The sequence below is a fragment of the Sediminihaliea albiluteola genome, from assembly GCF_014077625.1.
Lineage (GTDB): Bacteria > Pseudomonadota > Gammaproteobacteria > Pseudomonadales > Halieaceae > Sediminihaliea > Sediminihaliea albiluteola.
Genome location: NZ_JACFXU010000013.1, coordinates 335,194 through 348,318, shown reverse-complemented (window position 1 = coordinate 348,318; position 13,125 = coordinate 335,194). Strand labels below are relative to the sequence as shown.

Annotated in this window: 12 protein-coding genes; 6 read left to right on the top strand and 6 right to left on the bottom strand. The window is 49.9% G+C overall.

The genetic code is table 11. The features are described from left to right. The first annotated feature begins 63 nt into the window (after positions 1-63). Positions 64-429 (top strand): translation initiation factor Sui1, encoded by a 366-nt coding sequence (locus H2508_RS02625; protein ID WP_182168836.1) that lies wholly within the window; start codon positions 64-66, stop codon positions 427-429. 303 nt (positions 430-732) lie between these two features. Further along, entirely contained in the window at positions 733-1,140 is a 408-nt protein-coding gene (locus tag H2508_RS02620) for a hypothetical protein (protein WP_182168835.1), read from the top strand. Between the two features lie 32 nt (positions 1,141-1,172). Here the strand turns inward: H2508_RS02620 and H2508_RS02615 are convergent, their stop codons facing one another. Genes H2508_RS02615 through H2508_RS02605 form a run of 3 tightly spaced genes read right to left on the bottom strand, consistent with a single transcriptional unit; the run spans position 1,173 to position 4,497 of the window. Continuing rightward, complete coding sequence (locus H2508_RS02615; protein ID WP_182168834.1) at positions 1,173-1,811, bottom strand: TIGR04282 family arsenosugar biosynthesis glycosyltransferase; 639 nt, start codon at positions 1,809-1,811, stop codon at positions 1,173-1,175. An 8-nt stretch (positions 1,812-1,819) separates the two neighbouring features. Continuing rightward, positions 1,820-2,572 (bottom strand): TIGR04283 family arsenosugar biosynthesis glycosyltransferase, encoded by a 753-nt coding sequence (locus tag H2508_RS02610; RefSeq protein WP_220463559.1) that lies wholly within the window; start codon positions 2,570-2,572, stop codon positions 1,820-1,822. Continuing rightward, positions 2,572-4,497 carry a transglycosylase SLT domain-containing protein gene (locus H2508_RS02605; RefSeq protein ID WP_235965019.1) on the bottom strand — a complete coding sequence of 642 codons (1,926 nt, stop codon included), beginning with the start codon at positions 4,495-4,497 and terminating at the stop codon, positions 2,572-2,574. Before H2508_RS02605 ends, H2508_RS02610 begins: the two co-directional genes overlap by 1 nt. Before the next feature lie 389 nt (positions 4,498-4,886). Between H2508_RS02605 and H2508_RS02600 the strand changes: the two genes are divergently transcribed. Further along, positions 4,887-5,543: a peroxiredoxin gene (locus H2508_RS02600; RefSeq protein ID WP_182168832.1), complete on the top strand. Its 657-nt coding sequence runs from the start codon at positions 4,887-4,889 to the stop codon at positions 5,541-5,543. A gap of 191 nt (positions 5,544-5,734) precedes the next feature. Here H2508_RS02600 and H2508_RS15290 read toward each other — a convergent pair whose 3' ends face one another. After that, positions 5,735-5,869, bottom strand: a complete 135-nt coding sequence (locus tag H2508_RS15290; protein WP_220463558.1) for a putative transporter small subunit — start codon at positions 5,867-5,869, stop codon at positions 5,735-5,737. Continuing rightward, on the bottom strand, positions 5,869-7,539 hold the full coding sequence (locus tag H2508_RS02595; protein ID WP_182168831.1) for a sodium:solute symporter family protein: 1,671 nt from the start codon (positions 7,537-7,539) through the stop codon (positions 5,869-5,871). Before H2508_RS02595 ends, H2508_RS15290 begins: the two co-directional genes overlap by 1 nt. A 727-nt stretch (positions 7,540-8,266) precedes the next feature. Between H2508_RS02595 and H2508_RS02590 the strand changes: the two genes are divergently transcribed. Continuing rightward, a complete protein-coding gene (locus H2508_RS02590; protein WP_182168830.1) occupies positions 8,267-8,476 on the top strand; it encodes a cold-shock protein in 210 nt (69 codons plus the stop codon). A gap of 99 nt (positions 8,477-8,575) precedes the next feature. Here the strand turns inward: H2508_RS02590 and H2508_RS02585 are convergent, their stop codons facing one another. Beyond that, on the bottom strand, positions 8,576-10,027 hold the full coding sequence (locus H2508_RS02585; protein ID WP_182168829.1) for a catalase: 1,452 nt from the start codon (positions 10,025-10,027) through the stop codon (positions 8,576-8,578). Between the two features lie 255 nt (positions 10,028-10,282). Here H2508_RS02585 and H2508_RS02580 point away from each other — a divergent pair, with 255 nt between their 5' ends. Together H2508_RS02580 and ilvB are read left to right on the top strand one after the other, a co-directional pair. Beyond that, positions 10,283-11,002, top strand: a complete 720-nt coding sequence (locus tag H2508_RS02580) for an SIMPL domain-containing protein (protein WP_182168828.1) — start codon at positions 10,283-10,285, stop codon at positions 11,000-11,002. A gap of 235 nt (positions 11,003-11,237) precedes the next feature. Beyond that, positions 11,238-13,106 (top strand): biosynthetic-type acetolactate synthase large subunit, encoded by a 1,869-nt coding sequence (ilvB, locus tag H2508_RS02575; protein ID WP_182168827.1) that lies wholly within the window; start codon positions 11,238-11,240, stop codon positions 13,104-13,106. The last annotated feature ends 19 nt before the right edge of the window (positions 13,107-13,125 follow it).

The window sequence follows — 13,125 nt, the reverse complement described above, 5'->3', positions numbered from 1 at the left end:
CCATTCAAAATTAGCTCGCAGGCTAATATACTGCCGCGCTCACCACAATGCCCCGGAGGAACCATGGCCCGCGAAGCAAAATCTAATAGCAGACTTGTGTATTCCACCGACAGTGGGCGGCGCTGCCCCCAGTGTGCCCGTCCCGTATTGGAGTGTGTCTGCGCTAAAGACCGTCCCGCTGCTCTCGGTGACGGTATTGTGCGAATCCAACGCGAAACTAAAGGGCGTGGCGGCAAAGCTGTGACTATCGTCAGTGGCATCCCCTTGGCCAACAAAGAGCTCAAAGCGCTGGCTAAAACCTTAAAGCAAAAATGCGGCGTTGGCGGCGCTGTGAAAGAAGGCAAGATTGAAATTCAGGGTGACCAGCGGCAAGCACTAAAAACTGAGCTGGAGAAGCAAGGCTTCACAGTAAAGCTCGCTGGCGGATAAAGAGTGCCGGGGTGAAAGGATTTTTAGCTCTTTTTCCTGTGCAAAACTGCGCTGCACGCTATAAGCCCAGGCTTTAACACTAAGTTAGGCAATATTCCCATAATATTTGTGAAATAAGCTTTCCAAGCCCTTATTTTTATTGGACTTATTTATCCTCTATGGTAAAAGGGTCCTATGAAGGGCTCAGTTTTGTGCAAGGTTTTTTTAATCTGCACAAGCGCTATTATTTAGCCAACTGGCCGACTAATAAGAGTTAACACTGCAGTATCTGGCGGATTTGTCATCCCTGCGAGGAAGTAGGCTATGTTCGTTACCGCAGAACTACTAAGGGAGCAGGTCATCCGACCTACCCTTGAGTACTTGGGAGCCTGGAGCCCCAGCACTGAATCTTTCTTATTCAATGCAGCTATCGCTGCCCCCGAACTCGGTCTGTTCTCAGTTAAAAAAGACGGCTTAGGCTTATTCCATATTACACCGGCCCAGCATCGAGATATCTGGGATCGCTTTTTAGCCTTCCAGCCAGACATGGCCAGTCGTGTTCGTGGCTTGGCCAGCCAGCGCGCTTTTTTGAGCGATCCCGATCGCGAGTTAGCGACTAATCTAAGCTACTGCACTGCTATTGCCTGCTTGCTCTACCAGCGCGCCAGTGGCAGTTATATTGCTGATACAGAGTTTGTCGATAAGCCAGTTAAGGCCAGTGTCAGCCGTTAATGACTTAGGCTCATAAGATTGCGGTCTTTAGTTCAGCCGCCTGCGGTGGAGTGAAGTGCTTGCCACAAAGGCAAATCTTCTGGTCGATCGATATCAGCTAAGCTGCCAAGGGCTCCCCAATTAACCGCTCCCGCCTGCAAATGCGCGACTGTCTGTCGATACACTTGCTCACTGCCCCACTGCACCGCAGTAAAACAATTTGGCACAAAGCCTGTCAGGCCAATCAAGACATAGCCACCATCATATGCTGGCCCCAGCACGCAATCCTTACTATTGAGTAGCTCAATTGCTTGCTCAAGATACGCTCGGTCAATGGCGGGGCAATCACTGCCAATAAGAATCACTTTTTGCGCACGCCCTAGAGCATCAGCAAGCGCATGCTGCATCCGCTGCCCTAGATCACTGCCTTGCTGTGTGCGCAGAGCGCTAGCGCCAAGAGCCAGGCAGCGCTCAAACACTGGCGCATCAAGCTTGCCGCTAACCCATAGCTCCAGCTCTGCCAGACCTGCTCCGACGACGCGCCGGCAGGTCCATTCAAGTAGTGCCTCATGTAAGTCACAGGCTTGCTGGGGACTTAAATAGGGCTGCATACGAGTTTTTACCTGGCCAGGCTGTGGACTGCGAGCAAACTGCAGTATCAACACTTCTTTTAGGGCACTATTGGCAGTCACTGACGATCCTATCGACCATAATAAAACTGCCACAGACGCTGCGGTGACACGCCGCAGACATAGGCTAAGCGCAGCCCCCACATCTGTAATACCGTGCGAGCGATGCCTCGCTCTTCCCAGCGCCGGGAGGAGGTTTTCACCGTTGCGGGCAGGCAGTTGGCAATACTTATTTTTCGCCAACGCTTACAAAACTCTACATCTTCCATTAAGGGCAAATCTGCAAAGCCACCCTCAGTCAAAAAACGCTCGCGCTCTACCGCTAGTAACTGATCACCCGTGGCCACCTGAGTACAGGTGGAGCGAATGTTCATGGCCCGCTCAATGACACGAAATGCCAAGTGATCACCGCTCAAACGCACTCGACAAAAGCCCCACAGAGGCTGCTGCTTTATCCATTTAAGCACTAGGGTCTCATCAAATAGCAACTGGCTATCGGCATGTAGAAACAAGAGATAGCCGCCTTTAGCCGCCCGGGCACCCAGATTCATCTGCCGTGCCCGGCCAGGCTTACTGAGCAAGACCTGATCGGCGCCGCGAAGCGCCACTCTGACTGAGTCGTCAGCACTGCCACCATCGACTACCAATATCTCCGCCGAAGGACATTGCTGACGCAAGCTGGCTAACAACTGAGACAGAGCCTCCGCCTCATTGAGCACTGGAATCACGATACTATAAGGCAAGGCGCAGGGCTGAGCGGGCGGTGCTGGAGCTGCGCAAGCTGAATCCTTGGCCTTTTTTAGCGCTACAGACTGCGGCATCATCAGTAGCTTAAGCCGCGCTCACTGGCATTGAGCAAAGGCCCGGGCTGCTCCCCTCGCTGGTGGCGAAACACCGCATTATAAGCCAATACCGCCTGTACGTAGTTGCGTGTCTCACGATAGGGAATGGTCTCAACCCAGACCTCTGCTGGCACAGCAATCTTCGCCCTACTGCGCCGCCATAAATCCACCCTACTTGGACCAGCGTTATAAGCCGCTAAAGCAAAAATTCGATTGCCATTAAAGCGCTCTAATAAGCGACGATAGTATTCACTGCCTAGTAGGACGTTATGCTCCACTTCATAGAGCGCAGTATCGCGATGCGCCACACCTAGTGACTTAGCAACCTCGCGACCCGTGGCCGGCATAATCTGCATCAGGCCGCGAGCGCCTACCGGTGAGCGGGCCTGAGGATAAAAGGCGCTTTCTCGTCGCGCAATCGCGAGCAGTTCGCTGCCAGCCACCTTGCGCTGCGTAGCATAGCGCATAAAAGTCTCTTCATAGGGCATGGGAAAACGCAGCGCTAATGCATCCCAAGCTTTGGCTCGATTGGCGGCATCAATGGCCATGCGATGCCAACCTTGGCTCTGTGCCAGTACCGCTAAAGACAGCAGATAGTCGTTTTCTGTAGCGAGGGTCAGCTGATACCACTCAGAGTGAGCGTTGCTGATTTGCTCGTGGAAGCGCAACTCAACAATGCGCTGTACAGCAGCCGAGCTCAATAATTTGTCACGCTCAAAGTCTGACAGGGCAACACTGCTGTTATTGAAACTGTAAGCTAGGCCCAGCCGGTCGGCCGCCAAGAAGCCGTAATAATCTCGCTCCTTTGCCAGCGCAGAATAGGCTTGATGTGCAAGGGCCTTCTCGCCCTGCTGTTCCCAGACATAGGCCTGCCAATAGCGCCACACACTGGCATCACGAGCTTGTTCTGAGAGCAGAGGCAGCATTTGAGCAACGACTGCCCAGTCCTGCTTGCTCAGAGCTAAGCGCAAACGGATCTCGACTAAATCATCCTGCTTAAGGCGAGCTAGGGCTTGATCTACCCAGTCCAGATTATCGACTGTTTTAGCAAAAAGGCTGTGGCGCACAATAGCAGCTTCAATCTTGCGCTGTTGCGGCAAGCTAAAACTCAACTCAGACTGATACTGCTGCCAATATCGAATTGCCATAGCCTGATTATAACGCGCTAAATAGGCCAAGCCATGGCTAACAATATCACTGGCATAAGCACTTTTAGCGGACAAAGACAGCTGCCGCATACGCTCTGGGTGGGCGTAGACCTGCTGCAACTTGTCCGACCAGGGCCTCAAGGCCTCGCTACTCTTACGTCCCACATAGCGCATTAATGAAGACTGTCGTGCATCAAAGGCATTGAGCATACGAGTCCAAACGATGCGATCATCAAGGCCCCCATCTTTTATCCAGGCATCGAACAGCGGATCACAGACTTTAGGCCGTGAACGGCCATAAACCCAAAGACTCTCAGCCCCTTCCCAGGCGACATCCTTGGCACCACTAGCCAAACGAGCACGAAAGTAATAACACTTCAGTTCGATGCTATTGGGCTCTTGCGGCATGACGCTTAAAAAGCTCTGCCACTGTCGCTGTTTGCCAAGCTGGTCGAGATAAGCCGATAAGAAGCGCAAATAAAGCGGGGAACCCTCACTGGCCCGCAGAAAATCTTGTGCTTGTGATAGCTGCAGCGATGCTAAGTTACGACGCAGGTCCTGATAATCAAGATAAATAGCTAAAGGGTAATCATCTAAGCTAGAGCGCAGTCGCTGATAATCTGTATTTCGCCCCCGCTTAAGTGCCTCTAAAGCTTCGCTGTATTGGCTGCGATAATGCTCAAGGCTTGTGGCCGCATGAGACGATAAAGCAACAGTGCTTAATACTGTGACCAAGCTAAGGTAAATGACACTAAGCATGTAGCGCAAAGGGGTTCCACCTCAAAAAAATAAAGCAAAGATATGCCGGCGACCCGCACCGACAATAATGGCCGATAGATTGATACGCCACCGCAGTGATTGCAAGGGAGCGCAAGCAAAAAGCCTAAGCCTAGTCGCACAGTGGAGCAAAATTAGCTGATCAGCTGACAATAAACCCCTCTCATAGAGCTTTCGATGTACTTATAGGGAACTTATTGGCGCCGAAACTGTCATTAGTAGATGTAATCATGGCACCATATGCTGCAAAGAAGGCGAGCACTGCCTAATATGCAGTCGGTCTATAAAAACCCCATCAACACCCCAACCTGCTTACGCAGCGCAATGCTAGCGTTTCAGCTATTGGCTTATGACTAAAGAGGACTTTATCAATGGCTATTAGAATTAATGATATTGCACCAGATTTTACAGCGGATTCCACCGCCGGCGAGCTGTCACTGCACGATTGGATTGGCGATAGCTACGCTATTCTGTTTTCACACCCCAAGGACTTTACCCCGGTCTGCACCACTGAGTTCGCTGCAGTCGCCAAACTTGTCCCTGAGTTTAATAAGCGCAACACCAAGGTCATGGGTGTATCGGTAGACAGTGTCGATGATCACAAAAAATGGGTGCGCGACATTGAAGCCTTTGCTGGCACTCAAGCCGACTTCCCGATCATTGACGATACCTCACTGAAGGTCTCTAAGCTCTACAACATGCTACCTGCAGAGGCTTACCTACCCGACGGCAGAACACCTGCAGACAGCGCGACTGTACGAACCGTATTTATCATTGGCCCTGACAAAAAAATTCGCCTGACCATGACTTACCCCATGTCGGTAGGTCGTAACTTCGCAGAAATTTTGCGGGCTTTAGATGCTATCCAAACCACTGATGGTGTCGCGATCGCCACCCCAGCTGACTGGGTTCCTGGTGAAGATGTGATAGTTGCACTAAGCCTCGACGATGCACAGGCCAAGGAGAAGTTTGGCGAACTAGATATTAAACTGCCCTATCTGCGCTTCGCCAAAGCACCCAGCAAGTAATTTAGCGCAAGCACTTTCGATCCAATAGGGATTGGCGGCAGGGGCGCATCATCTAGCGCGCTCCTGCCGCCTTTTTTTTGTGAAGAGTATTTTCTTAAGGCCCATCTCCAACGCCCACTTTCGAGCGCTAAAATTGGCCGTCCTTACTATTTGAGCAAGAGCTCACACAGTATCGAGCGCAACAGCGCGCCCTAAATTAAATCATCATCTGATTTTCGAGCCTTGCGAAGGTCCCTAATCACCGCGCCACAAATCACTGATAGAACAATTAGGGACAAGGCAGGCCAAACAAGAATATAAGTGGCATATACCAACTCGTTACTCATTATACTCCCTCCGGTATTAGGGCAGAGTTTTCTTCTGCAATGTCGTCGTAATTTCCGACACGTTTTTTAATTAAATCAAAGTCAAAGCGCTCATTGCTGAGTAGCGTCATCGCAGTACAAACAATCGCGCTAGTACCATATGCCGTCAACGAAGCAACCAGCACCATATAATCGCGCAAGAAACCTGTAGCAAATACCAGCATCGCAACAAGTGTCAAAGCACCCGCTAACAAGCCTGCAGCACGACCAAAGAAACCAAAGATCATCAGGCCAATCACTACTGAAGCCCCAACAGAGGCGAGGAATTCAAAGAGCTGCACCGTCAGACCGCTCATTTCTAGCAGCTCGAATCGCGCAATACAGAACATCAGCATGGCAACCAGAACCGACCAGGTAAAGGCAGCGTTTGACACCCTGCTCCAGAAGCAACTAATGATCACTGGGAAAACAATTGAGCCCCATAGCGCGCCCACAAATACCAACATGACCAGAATATCGAGCGAGAAACTGGCAAAGATTAGGCCGGCGACTGTTGCCACAATCATTGTCACCCGCCCTATCAGCAGCATTACTTTAGGATTAGGATCATCTTTAGCGATATTCTTGCCATACACATCAGCCATCATAATCGCAGACAGGGCTGAGAGATCGGAATCCGCTGTAGAAGACAGCGAGCCAATAACTAATATAAAGAACAGCGCCACGAATACAGGCGGTAGATAGGTGGAAACCATCTGCGGGATTAAGTTGTTCATATTGCCATCAATAGGCTCAATACCCACCGATAAAGCCATCAGACCAATCATCCCCAAACCGATCACGATAGCACCATAACCAAGTGTTGCAGTCAGGAAGGTCGATTTGATGTTTTTCTTACGCACCGCAAACAGGCGCTGAGAAATTGTTTGGTTGCCGATTGCGTAAGCTAGCACGGCAACAAAAAATGGTGCTCCCTGATTCATGATGGCGTCGACTGAAAGCATGCTGGCCTGCTCATCCGTCATGCGACTTAGCCCCTCTACCATCATGCTCGGCCCCCCAGCTGAAAATAACACTGCAGGGATAATAACGATTGCAATGGCCATCAAAGCAATCAATTGGGCAAAGTCAGTAAAAACCGAGGCTCTGAAGCCCGAGGTCAAGGTGTAGGACAAAACGCCCACACCTGCAATTAGCACACCGGCCTGAAAGGACAGCGGCGACAAGACCGACACTAAGGCACCGGCTGCGGTAAAATTCACCATCAAACTGATGATGCTGCCTAAGACATTAGAGCCCGCTAGGATCAATTGGCTCGAGGGTCCGTGTCGCGCATGAATCAGCTCACCCAAGGTATGGCCATTAGGTGCCAATTGACGGAAGCGGCGGCCAAAAGGATAGATAAACAGAATCATCAAAGCGCCCCAAAGGCCGTAGTGAATCGGCCCCGATACGCCATAGGTGTAGCCGGATGTCGCCGCGGCATAAAAAGACGCCGCCCAAATCCAGGTCGCCGTCATGCTGGCCGCCCCCATACCAAAGCCCACTTGATGCCCAGCAACCATAAAGCCGGCCGTGTCCTCTTTGTCTTTACGGATCAACAAGGTCAACAAATAGGTGCCGCCATAGAAGGCCAGCAGTAGCAACAGCACGGTGACTGTTGAAAACTGAGTAAATCCGTTCTCGTTCAAACCTCAACCTCCATTGGGTATAACTAGCCGCCGCCAGCAAGCAAAAACACTGCTATCGGCCGGCAGTGATGGACCAACACTCGTCTAATCAGCGCAGCAAAGCGCCACATAAAGCAGCAACAGAAGGAAGATTCAGCCTAAAATCAGGCGAACTAGGGACCCGGAAATGGACAAACAGATAGCAAGATCCTTAGATGTCACAATAATTAAACGTTTCGCTATCGAATAAAAAAGCAAGCGACACAAGCAAAAACTAGCCGGCCAAAAAACATTTAATAACAGTTTTATTCAGTTTTATCAGGGCCTTAAAGCCACCTTCTGAAAACTTTGGGGCAGGAGGATACCATAATCGACCACAATCAACAGGGCGACATATCCTTAGAGTACGATGAAAATAGCTCTTCTGCAGAGAGCGAGGTCTTCTGTGGGGTATAACAGGCGATCTTTTGAGGCTAAGCAACTGCTCTCAATGCCTACAAAGCGGACTGCATAGCTTAATAATAAAAAAGGGCTCACTGCTTAATGTTATTATTTACAAGAAAGCCTTTGACTTAAGTCCTAACTACCTATATCTTTGTTCGCAGCTAGAAAGTAAACCTGTTTTTATATTCTCCATCGCGTCGCCTCTTGTAGTTCTTCGTCCTTGTAGTTTTAAATCTTAGTCTATTTTTCCCGCTATTCATGCCTCATGAAGGCAACTTTATATTTATCTACAGGATAATCTGTTATGTCTAATACAACTACTGGCACCGTAAAATGGTTTAACGAGTCAAAAGGTTTTGGCTTTATTGAGCAAAAATCTGGCCCAGACGTTTTCGCACACTTCAGCGCCATCACCGGCTCTGGCTTCAAAACACTGACTGAAGGTCAACAGGTCGAGTTCACTGTAACTCAAGGCCAAAAAGGCCCTCAAGCTGAGAATATTCTAGCTATCTAATAGCTAAAGTATTCCCTGATCAAGGCAAGCTGTCATAGCTTGCCTTTTTTTGTGCCTAAAAATCAGTCAAGTTCCCAGCCGCAACTAGAGAACTGTCTATCAGACAGCTACTTCAAGCCCTAAGGCTTTAGCAAGACCCTCACCATAGGCCGGATCAGCCTGCATGCAATGATGGATGTGCTTAAGCTTTATCTCATCTGGCACAGAATTCATATTCCTTGCGGTATTCTCAAACAGCACTTGCTGTTGTTCGGCACTCATCAAACGAAATAAATTGCCAGCCTGACTGAAGTAATCCGGCTCGCTTGCCCAGTAATCAAAGCGATCAGCCGCGCCCTCTAAAGCCAAAGGCGGCTCGGAAAAATCTGGCTGCTCCTGCCACTCACCCTGGCTATTGGGCTCATAGTGCAAGCGACTGCCTTGGTTACCATCTACCCGCATAGCGCCATCACGGTGGTAGCTGTGGTATGGGCAGCGCGGCGTATTCACGGGAATCTGAGAATGGTTCACGCCCAAACGATAGCGCTGCGCATCACCATAAGAGAACAAGCGGCCCTGCAGCATACGATCAGGTGAAAAGCCAATGCCTGGAACAATATGTGCTGGGTTGAACGCTGCTTGTTCCACATCCGCAAAATAGTTTTCTGGGTTTTTATTCAGCTCAAAGTAACCCACTTCCATTAAGGGGTAATCGGCTTTTGGCCACACTTTGGTTAAATCAAATGGGTGGTAGGGCACGGTCGCGGCCTCGGCTTCCGGCATAATTTGCACATACATGGTCCAGCGCGGGAAGTCCTTATTCTCAATGGCTTCGTATAAGTCCCGCTGTGAGCTTTCGCGGTCTCTGCCGACCAGCTCAGCGGCTTCTTGATCACTCAAGTTTTTAATGCCCTGCTGGGTTTTAAAATGAAATTTAACCCAGTAGCGCTCATTATCCGCGTTAATAAAGCTAAAGGTATGAGAGCCAAAGCCATGCATATGGCGGTAGGAAGCTGGAATGCCTCGATCACTCATCAGAATTGTGACCTGGTGTAATGCCTCGGGTAGACCAGTCCAAAAATCCCAATTATTTGTTGCGCTGCGCAAGTTTGTCCGGGGATCGCGCTTAACCGCGTGATTCAAGTCTGGAAACTTGAGCGGGTCCCGAAAGAAAAATACCGGCGTATTATTACCCACTAGATCCCAGTTGCCCTGCTCGGTGTAGAAGCGCATGGCAAAGCCGCGAATATCGCGCTCAGCATCAGCTGCACCACGTTCTCCAGCAACCGTTGAAAAACGCACAAACATATCGCTCTGCTTGCCCACCTCGCTAAACAAAGCTGCTTTTGTGTACTTACTAATGTCGTGGGTAACAGTAAAACTGCCAAAAGCTCCGGAGCCCTTTGCATGCATACGGCGCTCTGGAATCACTTCACGATCAAAATGCGCCAGCTTCTCCAAGAACCAAACATCCTGTAACAGCATCGGCCCGCGAGGACCGGCTGTGACACTATCTTGGTTGTTGGCGATGGGACAGCCTGAGACGGAGGTCAACTTTGGCTTATCGGTCATGGTGTGGCTCCTTGTTCAAACTTAGATTGAGACTAAATCACGCTGATATAGGGCAGTTAGCAGCTTAGTTTTTATAATAGTGGAAGTACATGTATTCTTAGCTGGCGGTCTAATGACAGTGCTGTGCAGCTTACAACACTGCACTCCAGCTGTTTGGAGTAAGCTGTTACAACATTTTCATAGCCAGTGCAGTACTTTCCATACTAGGTCCATCAACATACACAGTTGGCAACGCAGTATCTAGAGGAACTAAAGATGTCGAAAATCAATACCGGTAGCGCGTTAATATTAGGTTTTTTTATTGCCATTGGCTTAGCTGCTCTGGGTTATCAACTGAGCAATGCCGCGGTGCAGGTCAAACAGTTTGAGAGAAGCGTCACCGTCAAAGGTCTCTCAGAAAGAGAACTTGGCTCAGATATTGTGCTATGGCCAATCCAATTTAGCGCGGCCAGTAACGACCTTGAAGAGCTGTACAATTTAATCGATCACAACACCTTAAAAATAAGAAACTTTCTAATCAAAAATGGCATTTCAGCTGATGAAATAAGCTTCTCATCACCAGCCATCACCGATAGATCTGCTCAACAATGGGGCAGTAATGACCAAGCCAAGTTCCGCTATACGGCGATGCAAACGGTCACTGTTTATTCAACAAAGATAGAAACTGTGCGCGCTGTAATGGGCAAACTCTCTGATCTCGGAAAACAAGGTATCGTCTTCACCGCTGGCGACTACGAATCACAAACTGAATATATCTATAACAGCTTGAACAAAATCAAACCTGAAATGATTGAAGAGGCCACTCGGCAAGCCAGAGAAGTGGCGCAAAAATTTGCTAAAGACTCTGATAGCAAACTGGGTAAAATCAAGAAAGCCTCTCAGGGACAATTTAGTATCAGCCCTCGCGATAGAAACAACCCCCACATTAAGAAGATTCGGGTGGTTTCAACGGTCGAATATTATTTGTCTGACTGAGTGAGCAGGCTACTGAAGACTGCTAAAATCACTGTGATTCGCTACAGTACTAGCAAGCTTTTGCAGAGTAATAGACAACTGTAGCTGCTGGCAGAATGGCTGTTGAGCTGTGGGTAATTGCTGCAACACATGCGCTCTCGCGCCAACAGTGAGGTATTTAAGGCAGCCCGCATCATACAGATGAAGCTCAGGCGGTCTCCAAGCTGCCCTCAATTTGCTCATAACAGGACTCTCTATGACTAATCACTCCGTGGATGATGTCACCTACGCCAATCAAGGCACAGTCAGCGGCAGCGCTCTCAGCGACATTAGTGCCAAACAGCGCAACCTTGCACTACGTGGCGCACAGCTCTTGGCCAAGGCATTACAAGCCGAGGGCGTTGATCTGATTTTTGGCTACCCCGGCGGCGCCAATCTTGAAATTTTCGATGTGCTAGCCGAATTTGGCATCCGCTGTATTCGCACAGAACACGAGCAAGGCGCTGTTCACGCGGCACAGGGCTTTGCCCGTAGCACGGGTAAAGTTGGCGTGTGCCTAGCCACCTCGGGACCCGGCGCCACCAACTTGGTTACCGGTATTGCCGATGCCATGAGTGACTCAGTGGGTATTGTCTGTATCACCGGCAATGTCCCCAGCCACTTATTGGGCAAGAATGCATTTCAGGAAGTCGACATCGTTGCCGTTACTGAACCCATCACCAAGAAAAACTATCTCGTCAGCAAAGTATTCGATATTCCTGAAATTGTACGCGAAAGCTTTGCCATTGCCGGCGGCAATCGCCCTGGCCCGGTTTTGATAGACATACCCAAAGATATACAACAACACTACCCCCGGGACTCGGAGGGCAACTACACCCCTCCCCGCATTCCTGCCGTAATAGAGCCACCCGAGCCAGCTCGGGCCCGTATTAGCCCAACGCAACTTGAACAGGCCTTGCGCATGATAAAAGAGGCGCAGCGCCCCGTACTCTATGCCGGCGGCGGTATTGCCAGCGCCAAGGCCGAGGCCGAATTATTAGAACTGGCACAACTGTGCCAAATACCCGTAACGACGACTTTAATGGGCCACGGCAGCTTTCCACCAGATCACCCACTGGCACTGCATACGCTGGGTATGCACGGCTCTAAATACGCCAACACCGCGATCAATAAAGCCGACCTGGTTATTGCCGTAGGGGTGCGCTTTGACGACCGAGTAACTGGGAATGTAGAGGAGTTTATACAAGACGGGCGCATCATCCATATTGATATAGATCGCAAAGAACTCAATAAAAACAAAGCCGTCACCCTGCCCATCTGTGCTGACGTTCGCCTAGCTCTGCAGCAATTAGTTGCTGGCAGTGAAGCATGCCAGCAACGCGAGTGGTGCCAGCAGGTAACAAAGTGGAAACAAGACTGGCCTTATCCTGTACCGCAAAGCGATCTTATCAGCCCACAATTTGCCATAGCTATGTTGTCACAAATCACTAAAGGCGATGCCATCGTCAGTCTAGGTGTTGGTCAGCACCAGATGTGGGCCATGCAGCACTATCAGTCAACCCGACCCCGATCTTTTTTAAGCAGCTCAGGCTTTGGCACTATGGGTTACGGCTTACCCGCCGCCATCGGCGCCAAAGCTGCCTTTCCTGAGCGCTGCGTTATTGACATTGATGGCGACGGCTCGCTGAATATGACCGTACATGAATTAGCCACCTGCCATCGTTTTAAACTGGGCGTCAAGGTAGTCGTTATTAATAACCAATGGCTGGGTATGGTGCGGCAGTGGCAAGACATGATTTATCAAAAAAACCGCGCCAGCTCCTCACTTTCAGACCCATTCTGCTCAGTAAAAGCTGATGGAGAGGAAGATATCTACCCTGATTTTTTAATAATAGCCGAAGGTTACCGAGTCAGCTCAGCGCGGGTAACTCGCAAAGAAGACTTACACGCCGCCTTTACCCGTATGCTCGCCGACCCGGATGAACCCTACCTGCTCGACGTCATCGTAGCCCCCGAAGAAAACGTGTATCCGATGATTCCCGCTGGTGGCAGCTATCACGACATCATTATGAGTGATGAGGATTTAGCCGGCGCAAACAGCGAACAGCAAGGCAGTAATATTTAAACAAGGACTGACGACCTGT

Coding starts and splice junctions, on each gene's coding strand:
- H2508_RS02620 (WP_182168835.1), top strand. CDS start 733: ATGTTCGTTACCGCAGAACTACTAAGGGAGCAGGTCATCCGACCTACC.
- H2508_RS02580 (WP_182168828.1), top strand. CDS start 10,283: ATGTCGAAAATCAATACCGGTAGCGCGTTAATATTAGGTTTTTTTATT.
- ilvB (WP_182168827.1), top strand. CDS start 11,238: ATGACTAATCACTCCGTGGATGATGTCACCTACGCCAATCAAGGCACA.
- H2508_RS02605 (WP_235965019.1), bottom strand. CDS start 4,497: ATGCTTAGTGTCATTTACCTTAGCTTGGTCACAGTATTAAGCACTGTT.
- H2508_RS02625 (WP_182168836.1), top strand. CDS start 64: ATGGCCCGCGAAGCAAAATCTAATAGCAGACTTGTGTATTCCACCGAC.
- H2508_RS02610 (WP_220463559.1), bottom strand. CDS start 2,572: ATGATGCCGCAGTCTGTAGCGCTAAAAAAGGCCAAGGATTCAGCTTGC.
- H2508_RS15290 (WP_220463558.1), bottom strand. CDS start 5,869: ATGAGTAACGAGTTGGTATATGCCACTTATATTCTTGTTTGGCCTGCC.
- H2508_RS02585 (WP_182168829.1), bottom strand. CDS start 10,027: ATGACCGATAAGCCAAAGTTGACCTCCGTCTCAGGCTGTCCCATCGCC.
- H2508_RS02590 (WP_182168830.1), top strand. CDS start 8,267: ATGTCTAATACAACTACTGGCACCGTAAAATGGTTTAACGAGTCAAAA.
- H2508_RS02600 (WP_182168832.1), top strand. CDS start 4,887: ATGGCTATTAGAATTAATGATATTGCACCAGATTTTACAGCGGATTCC.